Below are 14,726 nucleotides of genomic sequence, written 5' to 3'. Positions count from 1 at the left end.
CGCACCCGCGGCTCCCGCCGCGCCGGCGCCGCGCGGGCCGATCATCCGGGAAGTGCCCAACCAATAAGGCACGAAAATCGTCCTTTTCGCCCCTTGCGAAGCGGTCTTGTCATTCCTATCTAGCTTTTAACGGCGCCGTTGAGCGAAAACTCCGGCGTTGGAACGACCTTGGAATAGCTTGGGCTCGCGCCGGATGTACGCGCGGCCCGCCGTTCCGGGGTCGTTGGCATTTTAGGGCCTCTTTTGGCCAAATTCCCTTGGAAACCCCGGCTTGGCAGCGCAGGACGCGGCGGATATACGCTGCCGTCATGAATGAAGCGATCAGACCGGGCTCCGACAATCCGCTGCAGGCTCAAGCAGGGCCGGAACTGTCGGTCATCGTCCCGACCTTCAATGAGCGCGACAATGTCACGGTGCTGTACCGGCGGCTGGAGGCGGTGCTCGCCAACGTCGCCTGGGAAGTCGTGTTCGTCGACGACAATTCACCTGATGGCACCTGGGACGTCGTGCGCGCGCTGGCGCAGCAGGACAGCCGCGTGCGCTGTATCCGCCGCATCGGCCGCCGCGGCCTGTCGGGCGCCTGCATCGAGGGCATCCTGGCGTCCAGCGCGCCCTTTGTGGCCGTGATCGACGCCGACCTCCAGCACGACGAGACGCAACTGCCGAAGATGCTGTTGCTGCTCGCAAGCGACGAGGCCGACCTCGTGGTCGGCAGCCGCTACATCGAGGGCTACAAGAGCGAGGGCTTCAACAAGCAGCGCGCCGGCGCCAGCGCGCTGGCAACCGAGTTCGCCAGGAAGATGCTGCGGGTCGAGATCGCCGATCCCATGAGCGGCTTCTTCATGATCCGCCGCGATCGTTTCGAGCAGCTCGCGCCGAAGCTGTCCGTGCACGGCTTCAAGATCCTGCTCGACGTCGTCGCGACCGCGCACGGCGGCTTGCGGGCGGTCGAGATTCCCTACACTTTCGGCGCCCGTCAGCACGGCGAGAGCAAGCTCGATTCCATGGTCGCGCTCGATTTCCTCGGCCTCGTGCTGGCCAAGCTGAGCAACGACATCGTCTCGCTGCGCTTCATCCTGTTCGCGATGGTCGGCGGTATCGGCCTCGTGGTGCATCTCACCACGCTGTTCATCGGACTTCAGCTGTTCAAGGTGCCGTTCGCGGAGGCGCAGGCCGCCGGCGCCATCGTCGCCATGACCAGTAATTTCATCCTCAACAACTTCCTCACCTATCGCGACCAGCGGCTGAAGGGCTTTGCGCTGCTGCGCGGCCTGATCGCCTTTTACATCGTGTGCAGCGTCGGCCTGCTCGCCAATGTCGGCGTCGCCTTCTCGGTCTACGACCAGGAGCCGATCTGGTGGCTGGCCGGCATGGCCGGTGCGCTGATGGGTGTGGTGTGGAACTACGCGATGTCAGGCCTGTTCGTCTGGCGCAAGAAATAACCCACGATGGGCGGGGCTGACGCGCGGATCGTCCGCAATACCGTGCTGCTGATTCTGGCGCTGGTGGCCCTGCGGCTCGTCGCGGCCGCGTTCACGCCGATCACCTTCGACGAAGCCTATTACTGGATGTGGTCGAACAACCTCGCCGGGGGCTATTACGACCATCCGCCGATGGTCGCCTATGTCATCCGCGCCGGTACCATGATCGCCGGCGATACCGAACTCGGCGTCCGCCTCGTCTCGATCCTGCTCGCACTGCCGATGAGCTATGCGATCTACCGCTCCGCTGCGATCCTGTTCGGCGGCGCGCGCGTGGCGGCGACCAGCGCCGTCCTGCTCAACGTAACCATGATGGCCTCCGTCGGCACGCTGATCGTGACGCCGGATGCGCCGCTCCTGGTCGCATCCAGCTTCGTGCTGTTCTTCCTCGCAAAAGTACTGGAGACCGGCCGCGGCGTCTGGTGGCTTGCGGTCGGGGCGGCCGTCGGTGCGGCACTGCTGTCGAAATACACGGCGATGTTCTTTGGCGCCGGGATCCTGATCTGGCTCGCTTGCGTGCCGAAGCTCAGGCGCTGGTTCCTCTCGCCCTGGCCCTATCTCGGCGGTCTCGTTGCTCTGGCGCTGTTCTCGCCGGTGATCCTCTGGAATGCGGACCATCAATGGGTCTCGTTCGCAAAGCAGCTCGGGCGCGCGAAGATCGAGGACTTCCGACCCGTCTTCATCGCCGAGCTGATCCCCACCCAGATCGCGTTCGCAACCCCGCTGGTCTTCATCCTCGGCGCGATGGGTCTGCACGCGCTGACCTGGCGCCGGGCCGGCGCACTGGCCTCGCGTGTGCTGATCGAGGCGATGTTCTGGACCATCGTCGCCTATTTCGTCTGGCATTCGCTGCATGCCCGCGTCGAGGCCAACTGGTTCGCGCCGGTCTATCCGCCCTTCGTCGTCGCCGCGGCCGCTGCCGCCAACCTCGTGCAATGGAAGCCGCGCCAGCGCCGCCTGGTGGATTTCTGCCTGCGCTGGGCCGCGCCTGTCGGCATCGTGATGTTTGCAGCACTCATCGTGCAGGCCAACACCGGCTGGCTCTCGGGTTATCGCCGCGATGCCACCGTGCGCAGCGTCGGCGTCGGCTGGCGCGAGCTCGCTGCCGAAATCGAAGCCGTGCGCGCGCGCCATGGCGCGACCTGCGTGCTCGCTCAGGACTACGGCACCACGGGCTGGCTGGCCTTTTACTTGCCCCGCGGCACCTGCGTGGTGCAGCAGAACCAGCGCATCCGCTGGGTCAACATGGGCGAGCCCGATCCAAAGCTGCTCGCGGGCAAGCTGCTCTATGTCGACGAGCTGCGCCCGGACGGTCATCCCGTCCTCAACGACCTCTTTGCGAAGGTGACGCAGGTCGCGCAATTGCAGCGCAAGCGCGGGCCCCTCGTGGTCGAGACCTACAGCGTCGATCTGCTGGAGGGCGCCAAGGGCGACGTCCTCGACCGCTCGCCGCCGCCGGAAGCGCGGTAGTAGGCCGCAATGCTTCCACAGCGTCGTCCCCGCGAACGCGGGGACCCATACCCCCAGGGAGCAGTTTGGCGAAGACTGTTCGTGGGCGATCTTTCAGTTGGTATGGCCAGCTGTGCTCATCGACAGATCACGCGGTATGGGTCCTGGCGTTCGCGGGGACGACAGCCGAGTGCTGGGTCGATAGCAACGACTATCAGTCGATCATCTCAGCCTTTGTCGCACCCTGGCCCGGCCCACTGTGATCCCGCCAGAACCACACGGTCACGACGCCGGAGCGGCCACGGACCTGGGCGAGCAGGGGGCCCGACAGGACGCCGTCGGGAGCCCCGTGGAAGTCGGCCGTATCCAGCAGCGTATTGCTCAGGGCGAGTCGTGCATCGTTCTGGACGGCGACTTCCATCAGCCGGCTCGCGACGTTGACCGTGTCGCCTGTCGCCGTGATGTGCTGGTGACTTTCGCCGAGGCGGGAGGCGACGATCTCGCCGAAATGCGCGCCGATCTTGAAGCCGAGCTGACCGCCGATCGCTGACGGCAGCGAGGCGATCCAGTGTTCGACACCGCGATGCAGGTCGATCGCGCATTTGAGCGCGCGCGCGGCGTCATCGGGCATCGCGGCCGGCAGACCGAACAGGATCATGGCGCCGTCGCCGAGAAAGCCGGTGATCATGCCGCCGCAATCGACCGCGGCCTTGTCGATCCGCGCGTGAAACGCCTGCAGGATCTCCTGAAGCGCGTCCGGATCGATCCGTTCGCTCAAGGAAGTGAAGCCGGAGAGATCGATGAAGACGATCGCGGCGTCTTGCCGGACCGGTTTGGACAGGAAATTCGGATCGCGCGCCAGCCATTCCTGCACGGCCGGTGCCTGGAATTGTGCGAGAGACCTGCTCTTGGCGGCGAGATATTGCGTGCGGCGGCCTCCGGCCCACAGCTGCACACCGGCAAAGATCGCAACCGGCGGCACCGCGGCGGCGAGCGTGGTTGCCGCATTCAGCCAGACGCCATGCGTGAACGCGAAGGCATTGAGGCCGGCCCAGGCGATCATCACCGCGGCCGCCGCCATGATGCCGAGCGCGCTACGCCGCCAGGCCAGCAAGCCGACCAGCAGCATCGGCAGCAGGATCGCAGCGAGCGCGTCGGCGATATGGACCCTATGGTCGCGCACGATGCCGTCGCCGGAAACGAGGTGGGTGATCGCGGTCGAGACCACCTCGACGCCGGGCATCAGGGAATCGAACGGTGTCGGGTAGAAGTCGCCGCCGCCGGCGACCGAGGCGCCGATCACGACGATCCGGTTCTCGATCGCGGCGCGATTGAGCGTGCCGTCGAAAATGCTCTGCGCGCTCACGGTGCGGATGGTGCGGCGGGGACCGTAATAGGTGATCGGCAGCGCGAAATCGGTGTCGGTCGGCACCGCGCGATCGCCGAGCATGAGGTGATCCGGCGCGATCGTCAGCGGCTTATCGAGCGCGCGCGTCGCGACGCGCAACGGGAACGACAGCTCGACCTTGTCGCGGGTCCGGAACAGCATCGGTACCGAGAGCGGCGATCCCGATTGTCCGGTCGCGACATTGACGATGCCGACCTCGGCGTGGTCGGCGAACGCTGGCAGCGGCAGCAGGAAACGTTCGGCTTGCGGCAGCACGGCGAGGGGACCTGCACTGCCGGGCGCCACGTTCTCGCTGGCGGAGGGGAAGATCGCGGCGGCGGCGAGCACCATGGGGCCGGTGGCGAGCGTGTTTGCGAGCGTGGCGTCGCCGATCGCAGCGCTGCGGTCGACGAGCAGGAGATCGATCGCGACGATCTTCGGCTTGAACTGCACGATGGTGTCGACGACGCGGGCGAGATCGGCGCGCGGCAGCGGATAGCTGCCGCCGCGCTTCACCACGGTGTCGTCGATCGCGACGATGGTGACGAGATCGGGCGGACGCTGCACCCCGCGGACCTGTGTTCGCCAATCGGTCAGCGTTGCTTCGAGGCGGTCGAGAAAGCGCAGATGGCCGCCTGCGTGCGCGGCAAAGATGCCCGCGCCCCACAGCGCGGTGAGGGCGAGTGCCACCAGGATCTGAACGCGTCTCGTCATTACGTCGTACTGCAATCTTCTTTTTCTTCGGCCCTGTGGGCCGAGGTCTATTGACCAAGTCTTATTGACCAAGTCTTGCCATGAGAGCGTCGATGCGCGGCTGGCCCCACTGCTTCACTGTCAAAGGTCCGGTCGCTTCCACGTCGACGCCTTGGCCGGGGCCCAGCACGACGCCGCGCCCACGAGCCCTGCGGCTGACGTCGACACGGCCGTCGGCGACGAAGACGGAGGTCTTGGCCTCAGCGACGTCGACGGCCCATCTGGTGCCGCGCACCGCGGCAATCGCCTGCGGCGTCAGCACCTTGAAGGGATTGCCGCCCGGCTTCCTGGGCACTTCGACCAGCAGGGCTTTGCTGCTCAACTCGACGGAGTCAATATGTCCGTCGCGGTTGGCGTCCTTTAGTTCAAATCTGGCGCCGTTTTCTGCAACGATGGTGATGCCGTTGTCGCAGCGCCAGGTCTGCGTGCCGGCGGCCGAGGCCGACGATGTGCAAGCTGCATTGGCAGGCTGCGCGGCCGCGTATCCCATCAACAACGACGACGCCAGAGCAAGATATCCGGCGCGCGCGAACCTTCTCATGCCAGCCTCCGTTTGCATGCCCGGCACAATTCAAGGCGATGTTGATACGGTACCGTATCACACGCAGAGGCTGCTGAAAAGTGCCGCTTTACGAGCTATTTTCTTGCCGAGGCCTTTTCCAGAGCGGTGCGATCAACTTTCGGTCAGGGCGCGGTCGCCGTGTGGGCGGTCCGAGCGCTGTGTGATGTGCGTGATCTTGCCCGCCGTTCTCGTGTCACCCACGCGCCGGCGGGAAGGCCGGCGCACCAGCCTCGCGCAACGCTTCCCCGCTATCTTCCGGGTATCGAAGGCCACGAAAACGACTTGGTTGGGTGGCCCTAGAGAGGCGGCGGGAGACGATCGCTGAATGCGCCGCTCCTGCCGAGAATTATAGTTAACAGACGCGGCTAAGTCCGTAGTTCTGCGGGCTTTTTTCTCGAAATGGGACGACGCTAACGAGCTGCCGCACATCTGCCCGAACTTAATCCGCATTTAACTAAAAGTCGCCTTAATGACGCTCCGACCCTCTGCGAGATGCTGTTCCCGGATCGTGACCAGCGGCACTTCGAAGGGGGACTGAGTGACACCGTCCTGGACGCAAGGCGAATGAGTAAGAGTATCGCTGCGCAGAGTAACGCGGCACGGAAGTCCAAGAATTCTCTTCGGAAGTCTTCCCGGAAAATGACCACGACCAATTGGCTTGGCGCCGCGGCCATCGGCTGCGTCGTGATGGGTGCCGGCTGGACTATCTACAGCAACGTCTTCGGCGCGAGCGTCTATCCGACCGTCGGCGGCATTGGCTACGACGAGCCGGTGATCAAGCGTGCGCCCAAGGTCGCGCTGCGCGAGGCCGGCGACGCCATCAAGGAAGCTTTTGCGCTCCTGCCTGACCGGTTGCAGGTCGCCGCCCCGATCTCGCGTGAGATGTTCAACGAGCGCTTTGCTGCCGCTGCGACCCAAGGCGTGGCATCGAACGCGGCCAGCGCGGCGCCAGCGACCCAGGTTGCGGTGGCCAAGGACGCGCCGAAGCAGAGCGTGATCGCGAAGGTCGCGGAAGCACTGAAGCCGTCGGCCCCGGCCAAAATTGCTGAGAAGTCCGCTGACAAGACCGGGGACAAGGCCAAGCGCGCTCCGGATGCCCAGATGCAACTCGCCTCGGCCGATCCGGCCCAGATCGTGCCGGCACCGGAAGCGAAGAAGTCGTTCGCCGATCGCGCCAAGGCCGCGGTGATGTCGATCACCGGTCCGCGGCAGTCGATGGTCGAAAAACTCTGGGGCAAGCGCGAGCCGTCCGGCGGGCTGCTGGCCTACGCCTCGGCCGATGCCAGCGTGACCGCGTCGATCGCGCCGAAGGAGCAGAACCCGATGTTCGGCGGCGCGCCGCCCTATGAGCGTGACACCGCGGTCTACGACATCACTGCCAAGACGGTGTATCTGCCCGACGGCACCAAGCTCGAGGCGCATTCCGGCCTCGGCTCCAGTCTCGACGATCCGCGCTCCCAGCGCACGCGCATGCGCGGCGTGACGCCGCCGCACATCTACACGCTGAAGCCGCGCGAAGCGCTGTTCCACGGCGTGCCCGCGTTGCGCCTGACCCCGATCGGCGGCGAGAGCGCGATCTACGGCCGTGACGGCCTGCTTGCGCACACCTTCATGCTCGGGCCGAACGGCGATTCCAACGGCTGCGTGTCGTTCAAGGACTATTACGCGTTCCTCGACGCCTACCGCAACAAGGGCATCCGCAAGCTCGCGGTGCTGGCGCGGGTGGAGTGAGGCGCAGCGCGCCTCACTCTTTCTGCACGATCAGCGCTTGACGAAGACCAGGTTGCAGGCGCGCGCCTCGTTGCGCTTGCCGGTGCCGCGGGTGCGATCGAACTGCGCGTCGACCGTAAAGGCGTAAGGCGAGCCGGGCGCAAGGTTGTTGAGCGTGTACGCGCTTGCCCCCGTTGTGCCGCGCGCGCTCAACGTCGTCTTGCCGTCGGCCTGGATTTGGCCGTCGATCTCCAGGCGGTTGACGCCGTCCTTGCTCTGAGCCTCGGCGTGAAACACGCCGTTGGTCACGGTGCCGGCGAGGGGCCTGGTGAAGCCCTGCGCCTTGCCGGAAGCCGGGCAGTTCAGCGTCACGTCCCAAGTGCCGTCGAAGTCCTTGCTGCCGCCGGCGCGGGTATTGGTCGCAGGCGCCAGCGCCACCTTCTGCTTCAGGCCCTCGATCCGCGCCTTGGCGAGATTGGCGAAGCTGCAACTGGAAAATCGCGTCAGATGGTCCTCGAAGGCGCTGACGGTGCCGATGGTGTCGGCAGCCTTCCAGTGCGCCTCCGCGGATGCGCACGGGTCGGCCCGCGGCGCGGCCTGCGGAGCTGCGGGTGCGATCGTGACCGACACCGGTCCGTTCAGGTAGAACTTGCCGATGATCGATAGCGACAGCTCCGGGAGCTGCGTCTTGCCGCTGGCATCATAGACGTCGCTGCTGATGTCGCGAAACACATCGCCGATCTCCTGCGGCTCTTCGATGTGCTTGAGGAACGCGGCCGTGTAGGGGCTGTTGCGGCCGACGCCGTCCGCCGCGGTCTGCCCCGATTGCGTCGAGAACGACACGATCGTGCCGCGCGGAGCTTCGACCTTCGACAGGCCGCGCCCGATCGAGGCGGCCCGCGTCGCCGAGCGCTTGAGAGTTTCCGCCAGCGGATTGTCGCGGCAGGAATCGAGCACCAGGATGCGGAGGTTCTTGGCTTGCTGCAGATCGTTCACGATGTCGTCGACCCGCACGAAGCGCTTCAGGTCGGCCTCATCGGTGAGCGTGGCGTCGACAGGCATCAAATAGTTCACGCCGTTGTACTGCATCGCATGGCCGCTGTAATAGAATATGGCAACGTCAGCTCTGCTCGCGGCGCGCGCGAAGCGGATGGTCAGATCCTGCATGTCGGCCTGGCGCAGGTCGATGCCCTGGATCACCTCGAAGCCGCTGCGCTTGAGTGAGGCTGCGACGTCCTCGGCATCGTGTGACGGGTTGGGCAGCTGCGCCGTCGATGTATAGGCGCCGTTGCCGATCACCAATGCCACGCGCGTGTCCGCAGATGCAGTATCGGGAGACAGCCAGCCGGCGAGGAGGCCCAGGCAAAATAAAGATGAGGACAATCTGGAAAGAGCACGCATGAATGCCTTCCAAGAAAATATCGAAAATATCCCTCCAGATTAGCGTAAGCCGCGCCGACTTCAATGCCCTCGCCGGGAAAACGATCAGATTTCGCGACCGTGATGTCGGGTCACGCTGCCATCGCCTTGCGCAGGGCCATTTCGGTCGCGATCGCTTCTCGCACGGCCGGCCGCGCCTGCATGCGCCCGAGATAGGCTGACAGAGACGGCCATTGCGCGATGTCGACGCCTGCGGGACGGAGCAGCAGCAAGGCCCAGGTGAGGTGGGCATCCGCGACGGTGAAGCCGTCACCCACGAGGAATTCGCGCTCCGCCAGATGCGCCGACGGCACCGACAATGTCTGCGTGATTCTGACGCGCGGCTTGGCGAGCGAGCCATCGTCCTTGTACCAGAAGGTCGGAAACAGAAACGCCTTGTGGATCTCGGCGCCGATGAAGCTCAGCCACTCCTGCAGGCGATAGCGATCGGGATCCCCGAACGCCGGCGCAAGGCCCGCCGTCGGCTTCACGTCTGCGATGTATTGCAGCACTGCCGCGCTCTCGGTCAGCCGTTCGCCGTTCTCCAGCGCCAGGACCGGCACCGCGCCCTTCGGCGACACGCCGAGGAAATCGCTGCCGTCGTCCACGATCTGCTTGGTCCAGATATGGGCGAGGTGATACTGCGCCTCGATACCGGCCTCCATCAGCGCGATGCGACTCGAGAGCGAGCAGGCCATCGGAAAGAAATAGAGTTGCAGCATCGGATGCTCCGTCAAATCAGCGCATCGCTGCGCGCGATGATCGCGAAGCGGTCCGAGAGCTCGGCCAGCGCGACCTCGTGAATCGTCCGGGCGTCCAGTCTGCCGCCGCGGCCATCCGGCAGGTCACGGGTGGCGCAGGCATCGGCCGCGATCGTCGTCCGCAGGCCGAGGTCGAGCGCGGCGCGGGCGGTCGAGGAGATGCACATGTGGGTCATGAAGCCGGCCAGCACGATGTTCTTGCATCCGGTCGCGGCAAGCCGGGCTTGCAGATCGGTGCCGGCGAATGAGTTCGGCAGCGCTTTCTCGATCACGGGCTCGCCTGCTTGCGGCGTCAGGCGATCGACGATCGCGCCGCGCGCCGCCTCGCGATCGAACAGGCTGCCGGCGCGGCCCTTGTGCGCGACATGGATGATCGCAGCGCCGCTCTCCCGTGCCCGCGCCAGCAGGCGCGCCGCCGCGGCGATCGCCGGCTGTGCATCGGGAAGGGCCAACGGGCCGGCGCAATATTCGTTCTGGATGTCGATCAGCACGAGGCAGGCCTCGTTGAGCTTCGGGGGATTGAGATCGGCGCCGGCGAGTTCGAGCAGGGTCTTGGGAGCGGTCATGCTGGTCAGGCCTTCCAGGGAGATCGGATGGCGTCACATTAGCGCAGCATGGGCCTGCCATTGTGCAGGACTATTGCAGCTAATGGCTGCAGATTTGCAGGACGCGGCATCGCCTGCTAGGCTCGCCCGGATGAACTGGGACGATCTGCGCATCATTGCCGCGGTGAGGGACGAGGGCACCTATGCCGGCGCCAGCGCGCGGCTGCGCATCGACGAGACCACCGTCGGCCGCCGGCTCGCACGCATTCAGCGCGATCTCGGCGTGCTGCTGTTCGATGCCGTGGACGGCCAGCGCCGTCCGACGCGCCATTGCGAGGCGGTGCTCGAGCATGTCGGCGCGATGGCCGTCCATGTCGCGGCGATCGACCGCATCAAGGAGAGCCAGCCCGGCCCGGTCGGCCGCCTGCGCATCGCCTCGACCAACGCGGTCGCCGAAGAGTTGCTGGCGCCGCACGCGAGCAGCTTCCTGCGCGATCATCCCGGCCTGACCCTGCAATTCCTGACGTCCAGCGGCAACGTCAAATTCTCGCGCTGGCAAGCCGACCTCGCCATTCGCCTGCGCAAGCCGGAGAAGGGCGACTTCACCATCTCCAAGCTCGGCGATGTCAGGCTGTATTTCTTCGAGCCCGCCGACCGCGCCGGCGGCGAGCCGGTCGCCTGCATCTATCCCGATGAGCTCGACACCATTCCCGAACAGCAGTTCTTGCGCGCGAAGCGGCTGACGAACGTTCGATGCATCACCGACAATGTCCGCATCATCAGGACCTTGATCCAGTCGCATCAGGCCGTCGGCGTGCTGCCCGAGCACAGCTGCGAAGGCCTGTTCGCCGACCGCAGCCTGCGCGCGACGCTTCTGCCGAGGCGGCGCGACGTCTGGCTCTTGGTGCAGAACCATCTCAAGCGCGATCCCGCGACGCGCGTGACGATCGACTGGGTGAGGGCGTGTTTCCAGGAAACTTCGCGCCCTTGACGCACATGGCGCTGTGATCCTCGCGTCACACTGCGCAAGCTGTGTCGAAAAATCTTCGAGCTCCCCCTTGCAACCCGAACGTGCTTCGGCTATTAGCCCGCTCCTTCGCTAGGCCATGTGTCCGGGCTCTCTGAGATCCCGGCTGGCGCGAGCCGGTCTCCGGTTTCGTGTTCCGCCGAATGAAGACGCAGGATGTAGCTCATGGAGAGCGTCGGAGTGAAATCCGGAGGCATCGGTTCGATTCCGATTTCTTGTACCAACCAAAGGATAGCTCAGTGGTAGAGCAGATGACGTTTAATCATCGTGACGCGGGTTCGAATCCCGCTCCAGCGCTACGGGTCAGCCTGAAAAACTGACACCTCTGACGAGGACCGGACGCGCGCTTCAGTCGCAGTCCGGCCGTTTTGCCGCAAGGCTTTCCGTCCGAACCTAGACACTGTGAGACCGGCTTTGCGCCGCGGGTAGATACCGCTTGCGTTGATGCCGGGTGGCTCCGCTCGGCCGCGCGACATCCGTCGCGCGATCGCGCGCGTGCGCCCGTCGTCATGCGAGCTCAAGCCTCGGTCCGTCGATCTCTCAGGAAGCGTCGTCCGCGTCCTCAAATCCTTTGCAAACGAAACCTGTTGTCCGGCATCCGGCCGGACGCAAAACGATGGAGGCGTGCCATGACTTCGAACAAGGGCTGGCATTTGCTGATGCTGAACGTGACGGTCAAGGATGGCGAGCGTGCGCTGCTCACGCGCAACGGGCAGCTCGTGCGCGTGCTCGCGCCCGGCAGGCATCGTCTGTTCGATCCCCTGCACGAGCTCAAGGCCGAGGTGCTCGATGTGGTCCGCAGCGAATTCTCTGCGGATCGCTACGCGGTGCTGAAGGCCGCACGGCCTGATCTCGCCGCCGAACTGTTCGAGGCGGTCGAGACCAAGGCGGACGAGATCGCCATCGTCAGCCTCGACGGCCGGCCCGTGCATCTGATGACGCCCTGGCAGGTGCGCGTCTACTGGAAGGTCGCAACGAGCGTCGATGTCGAGCGCATCGACGTGTCCAGCGATGTCAGGGTCGGCGCGCGGCATCTGGCCATGATCGAACGTAACCGCTCGGCCGTGACGTCGGAGACGGTGGTCGAGAACCACGAGGCGGGCCTGCTCTATGTCGAGGGCCGGCTCGTCGAGCGGCTCGTGCCCGGTCGGCACGCCTTCTGGACCGTCGGCCGCAAGATCGAGGTGAAGCGCCTCGACCTGCGGCCCCAGGCGGTCGAGATCACCGCGCAGGAGATGCTGACCAAGGATCGCATCGCGCTGCGGGTGACGCTGACGGCGTTCCGTAAGGTGGTCGATCCCGAGCGGACGGTTGCGACCGTGCCCGACGTGGATGCGTGGCTGTACCGTTTGGTGCAGTTCGCGATCCGCGAGGCGGTTGCGGGCCGGACGCTGGACGAGGTGCTGTCTGCGAAGGCGGCGCTGGATGCGGAGCTGCGCGACTATGTGCGGGCACGCGTCGCGGAGTCCGGTGTCGAGGTCACCGAGCTCGGCGTCAAGGACGTGATCCTGCCCGGCGAGATCCGGGAGTTGGTGAACAAGGTGGTGGAGGCGGAGCGGGTCGCCAAGGCGAACCTGATCCGCCGGCAGGAGGAGACCGCGGCGACGCGTTCGCTTCTGAACACCGCCCGCCTGATGGAGGAGAACCCCCTGCTGCTGCGGCTCAAGGAGCTGGAGTCGCTGGAGCGGCTGGTCGAGAAGGTCGGCCGCATCGACCTCCACGCCGGCAACGGCGAGGGCCTCGATGCCCTTCTGACCCGGCTCGTGCGCCTGAAGGCCCCCGAGAGTGCGTAAAACCGAAGGGCCGCCCACGGGCGGCCCTTCACTTATCCGTCGTCGTCGCTTGCAATGAACGCCGAACCGCGCCTGTGCGACCAAAATCACGGAGCCGGGATTGCGCGCGCGCGAAGGTTGCGTAATCTCGCGAAGACCACGGGTTTGATCAGGGCAGGCGCATGACGATTCTTCAGGACTCCATCCGGCCGTCGCGAGCGCAATCGCGGGAATGGAAGGTGATCGTCATCCTGATCCTGCTGGTCCCGGTGCTGTGGTCCCCGCTGATCCTGTTTCGCTTCGTCCTCTATCAGCCGTTCAGCATCCCCTCCAATTCGATGGCGCCGACGCTGATGGTCGGTGACTACGTCTTCGCCGCCAAATATGCCTATGGCTACGGCCGGTATTCATTGCCGTTCGCGTCGTCCTGGATCTCGGGTCGCGTCTTCGCCGCCGACCCGGAATACGGCGACATCGTCGTGTTCCGGACGGCAAAGGACAGCTCGGTCGACTACGTCAAACGCGTGGTCGGGCTGCCCGGCGACCGCATCCAGATGCGGCAGGGCCAGTTCATCCTCAACGACCGGCCGGTGACGCGCGTCGCGCTCGAGGACGGGCTCGCCGACAACGCCTGCGGTGGGGATGGCGGCGTCAGGGTCAAGCGTTGGCGCGAGACGCTGCCGAGCGGCGCGTCCTATGTCACCAACGACTGCCTCGACAACGGTTTCCTGGACAACACCAACGTCTTCACGGTGCCGCCGGGCCATTTCTTCGTGCTCGGCGACAACCGCGACAATTCCACCGACAGCCGCATGATGTCGACGTTCGGTTTCGTGCCGATGGACAATCTCGTCGGCAAGGTGACGCGCATCTTCTGGTCGCTCGACGAAGACGGCGAGCCGCACATGGAGCGGCTGGGCAAGGTGGAGTGAGGGCCGTCGTCATGGGCGCGAAGCGTTTGATTGTGCCGCACTGTCATTCCGGGGCGCGCCCACTTGGGCGTGAGCCCGGAATCCATAACCACAGGCCTTAGTTGGCTATCCCGGGATAGAGATCATCCCAGTTTGGATTCTGCTCCTCGATCAGCCGCGTCTTCCAGTCGCGACGCCACTTCTTGAGTTCTTTCTCGCGGGCGATGGCGGTAACTGCATCGTCGTAGATGTCGAACAAGACGAGCTTCGAAACGTCGTACTTCATCGTGAATCCGGGAACGGCCTTTGTCTTGTGCTCGTACACACGGCGAACGAGATCGCTGGTCACGCCGATGTAGAGGGTGCCGTGCTTCTTACTTGCGAGGATGTAGACATAATAGGCCATTCCATCCGCCTGTGGTTATGGATTCCGGGCTCGGCGCTACGCGCCGCCCCGGAATGACGAATCCACCACCACCATCTTAGCGTGTATCACCCCCAAACAAAAACCCCGGCATCGCTGCCGGGGTTTCGTAGTTCTTGAGGTCGTTGGACCTTAGAAGTCCATGCCGCCCATGCCGCCGCCCGGGGGCATCGCCGGACCGGCGCCGCCCTTCTTGGGCAGCTCGGCGACCATGGCTTCCGTGGTGATCAGGAGCGCGGCCACCGAGGCAGCGTTCTGGATCGCGGTACGGACCACCTTGGTCGGGTCGATGATGCCCTTCTTGACGAGGTCGGCATATTCGCCGGTCTGGGAGTCGAAGCCGTAAGCGTAGGTCTTGCTCTCCAGGATCTTGCCGACGATCACCGAGCCGTCTTCACCGGCGTTGATCGCGATCTGGCGAGCCGGAGCCGACAGCGCCTTGCGCACGATCTCGACGCCGGTCTTCTGGTCGTCGTTCTTGGTGCGCAGGCCCTTGAGCTGCTCGGAGGCACGGAGCAGGGCGAC

13 protein-coding genes and 2 tRNA genes are annotated in these 14,726 nt (G+C 65.2%); 8 read left to right on the top strand and 7 right to left on the bottom strand.

The annotated features are described in order from the left end of the window. Nucleotides 1-308 precede the first annotated feature (308 nt). Entirely contained in the window at nucleotides 309-1,442 is a 1,134-nt protein-coding gene (locus tag IC66_RS0113685; protein WP_028142923.1) for a glycosyltransferase family 2 protein, read from the top strand. A gap of 6 nt (nucleotides 1,443-1,448) precedes the next feature. After that, a complete protein-coding gene (locus IC66_RS0113680; protein ID WP_028142924.1) occupies nucleotides 1,449-2,951 on the top strand; it encodes a glycosyltransferase family 39 protein in 1,503 nt (500 codons plus the stop codon). Nucleotides 2,952-3,144: 193 nt separating this feature from the next. On the opposite strand, the gene IC66_RS0113675 is transcribed toward IC66_RS0113680, so the two are convergent. Then, the gene (locus IC66_RS0113675; protein ID WP_038948006.1) at nucleotides 3,145-5,031 is read right to left on the bottom strand and encodes a CHASE2 domain-containing protein; all 1,887 of its coding nucleotides are present in this window, start codon (nucleotides 5,029-5,031) and stop codon (nucleotides 3,145-3,147) included. 61 nt (nucleotides 5,032-5,092) lie between these two features. Continuing rightward, entirely contained in the window at nucleotides 5,093-5,611 is a 519-nt protein-coding gene (locus IC66_RS0113670; RefSeq protein WP_028142926.1) for a FecR domain-containing protein, read from the bottom strand. Between the two features lie 660 nt (nucleotides 5,612-6,271). On the opposite strand from IC66_RS0113670, the gene IC66_RS0113665 reads away from it, so the two are divergent. Beyond that, a complete protein-coding gene (locus IC66_RS0113665) occupies nucleotides 6,272-7,363 on the top strand; it encodes a DUF2778 domain-containing protein (RefSeq protein WP_028142927.1) in 1,092 nt (363 codons plus the stop codon). Between the two features lie 30 nt (nucleotides 7,364-7,393). On the opposite strand, the gene IC66_RS0113660 is transcribed toward IC66_RS0113665, so the two are convergent. From IC66_RS0113660 to IC66_RS0113650, 3 genes are all read right to left on the bottom strand, one after another. Continuing rightward, nucleotides 7,394-8,743: a caspase family protein gene (locus tag IC66_RS0113660; RefSeq protein WP_028142928.1), complete on the bottom strand. Its 1,350-nt coding sequence runs from the start codon at nucleotides 8,741-8,743 to the stop codon at nucleotides 7,394-7,396. A 110-nt stretch (nucleotides 8,744-8,853) separates the two neighbouring features. Further along, complete coding sequence (locus IC66_RS0113655; RefSeq protein WP_038948005.1) at nucleotides 8,854-9,483, bottom strand: glutathione binding-like protein; 630 nt, start codon at nucleotides 9,481-9,483, stop codon at nucleotides 8,854-8,856. 11 nt (nucleotides 9,484-9,494) lie between these two features. Beyond that, nucleotides 9,495-10,088 carry a cysteine hydrolase family protein gene (locus IC66_RS0113650; RefSeq protein ID WP_038948004.1) on the bottom strand — a complete coding sequence of 198 codons (594 nt, stop codon included), beginning with the start codon at nucleotides 10,086-10,088 and terminating at the stop codon, nucleotides 9,495-9,497. 130 nt (nucleotides 10,089-10,218) lie between these two features. On the opposite strand from IC66_RS0113650, the gene IC66_RS0113645 reads away from it, so the two are divergent. The 5 genes from IC66_RS0113645 to lepB all read left to right on the top strand — a co-directional run bounded on the left by IC66_RS0113645 (nucleotide 10,219) and on the right by lepB (nucleotide 13,798). Further along, entirely contained in the window at nucleotides 10,219-11,058 is an 840-nt protein-coding gene (locus IC66_RS0113645) for a LysR family transcriptional regulator (RefSeq protein ID WP_028142931.1), read from the top strand. A 187-nt stretch (nucleotides 11,059-11,245) separates the two neighbouring features. Next, nucleotides 11,246-11,317, top strand: a tRNA-Ser gene (locus IC66_RS0113640). A 7-nt stretch (nucleotides 11,318-11,324) separates the two neighbouring features. Beyond that, a tRNA-Lys gene (locus IC66_RS0113635) sits at nucleotides 11,325-11,390 on the top strand. A 333-nt stretch (nucleotides 11,391-11,723) separates the two neighbouring features. Next, entirely contained in the window at nucleotides 11,724-12,887 is a 1,164-nt protein-coding gene (locus tag IC66_RS0113630) for a slipin family protein (RefSeq protein WP_038948003.1), read from the top strand. 161 nt (nucleotides 12,888-13,048) lie between these two features. Continuing rightward, nucleotides 13,049-13,798, top strand: a complete 750-nt coding sequence (lepB, locus tag IC66_RS0113625) for a signal peptidase I (protein ID WP_038948002.1) — start codon at nucleotides 13,049-13,051, stop codon at nucleotides 13,796-13,798. 97 nt (nucleotides 13,799-13,895) lie between these two features. Here lepB and IC66_RS0113620 read toward each other — a convergent pair whose 3' ends face one another. Together IC66_RS0113620 and IC66_RS0113615 are read right to left on the bottom strand one after the other, a co-directional pair. Beyond that, nucleotides 13,896-14,183 carry a GIY-YIG nuclease family protein gene (locus tag IC66_RS0113620; protein ID WP_038948001.1) on the bottom strand — a complete coding sequence of 96 codons (288 nt, stop codon included), beginning with the start codon at nucleotides 14,181-14,183 and terminating at the stop codon, nucleotides 13,896-13,898. A 150-nt stretch (nucleotides 14,184-14,333) separates the two neighbouring features. Continuing rightward, nucleotides 14,334-14,726 (bottom strand): TCP-1/cpn60 chaperonin family protein (locus IC66_RS0113615; protein ID WP_038948000.1); only part of this gene is annotated, 393 nt, incomplete at its 5' end.

Origin of the sequence: Bradyrhizobium genomosp. III, assembly GCF_000261705.1 — a bacterium.
Lineage (GTDB): Bacteria > Pseudomonadota > Alphaproteobacteria > Rhizobiales > Xanthobacteraceae > Bradyrhizobium > Bradyrhizobium ottawaense.
This window is presented reverse-complemented; position numbering and strand designations above follow the sequence as displayed.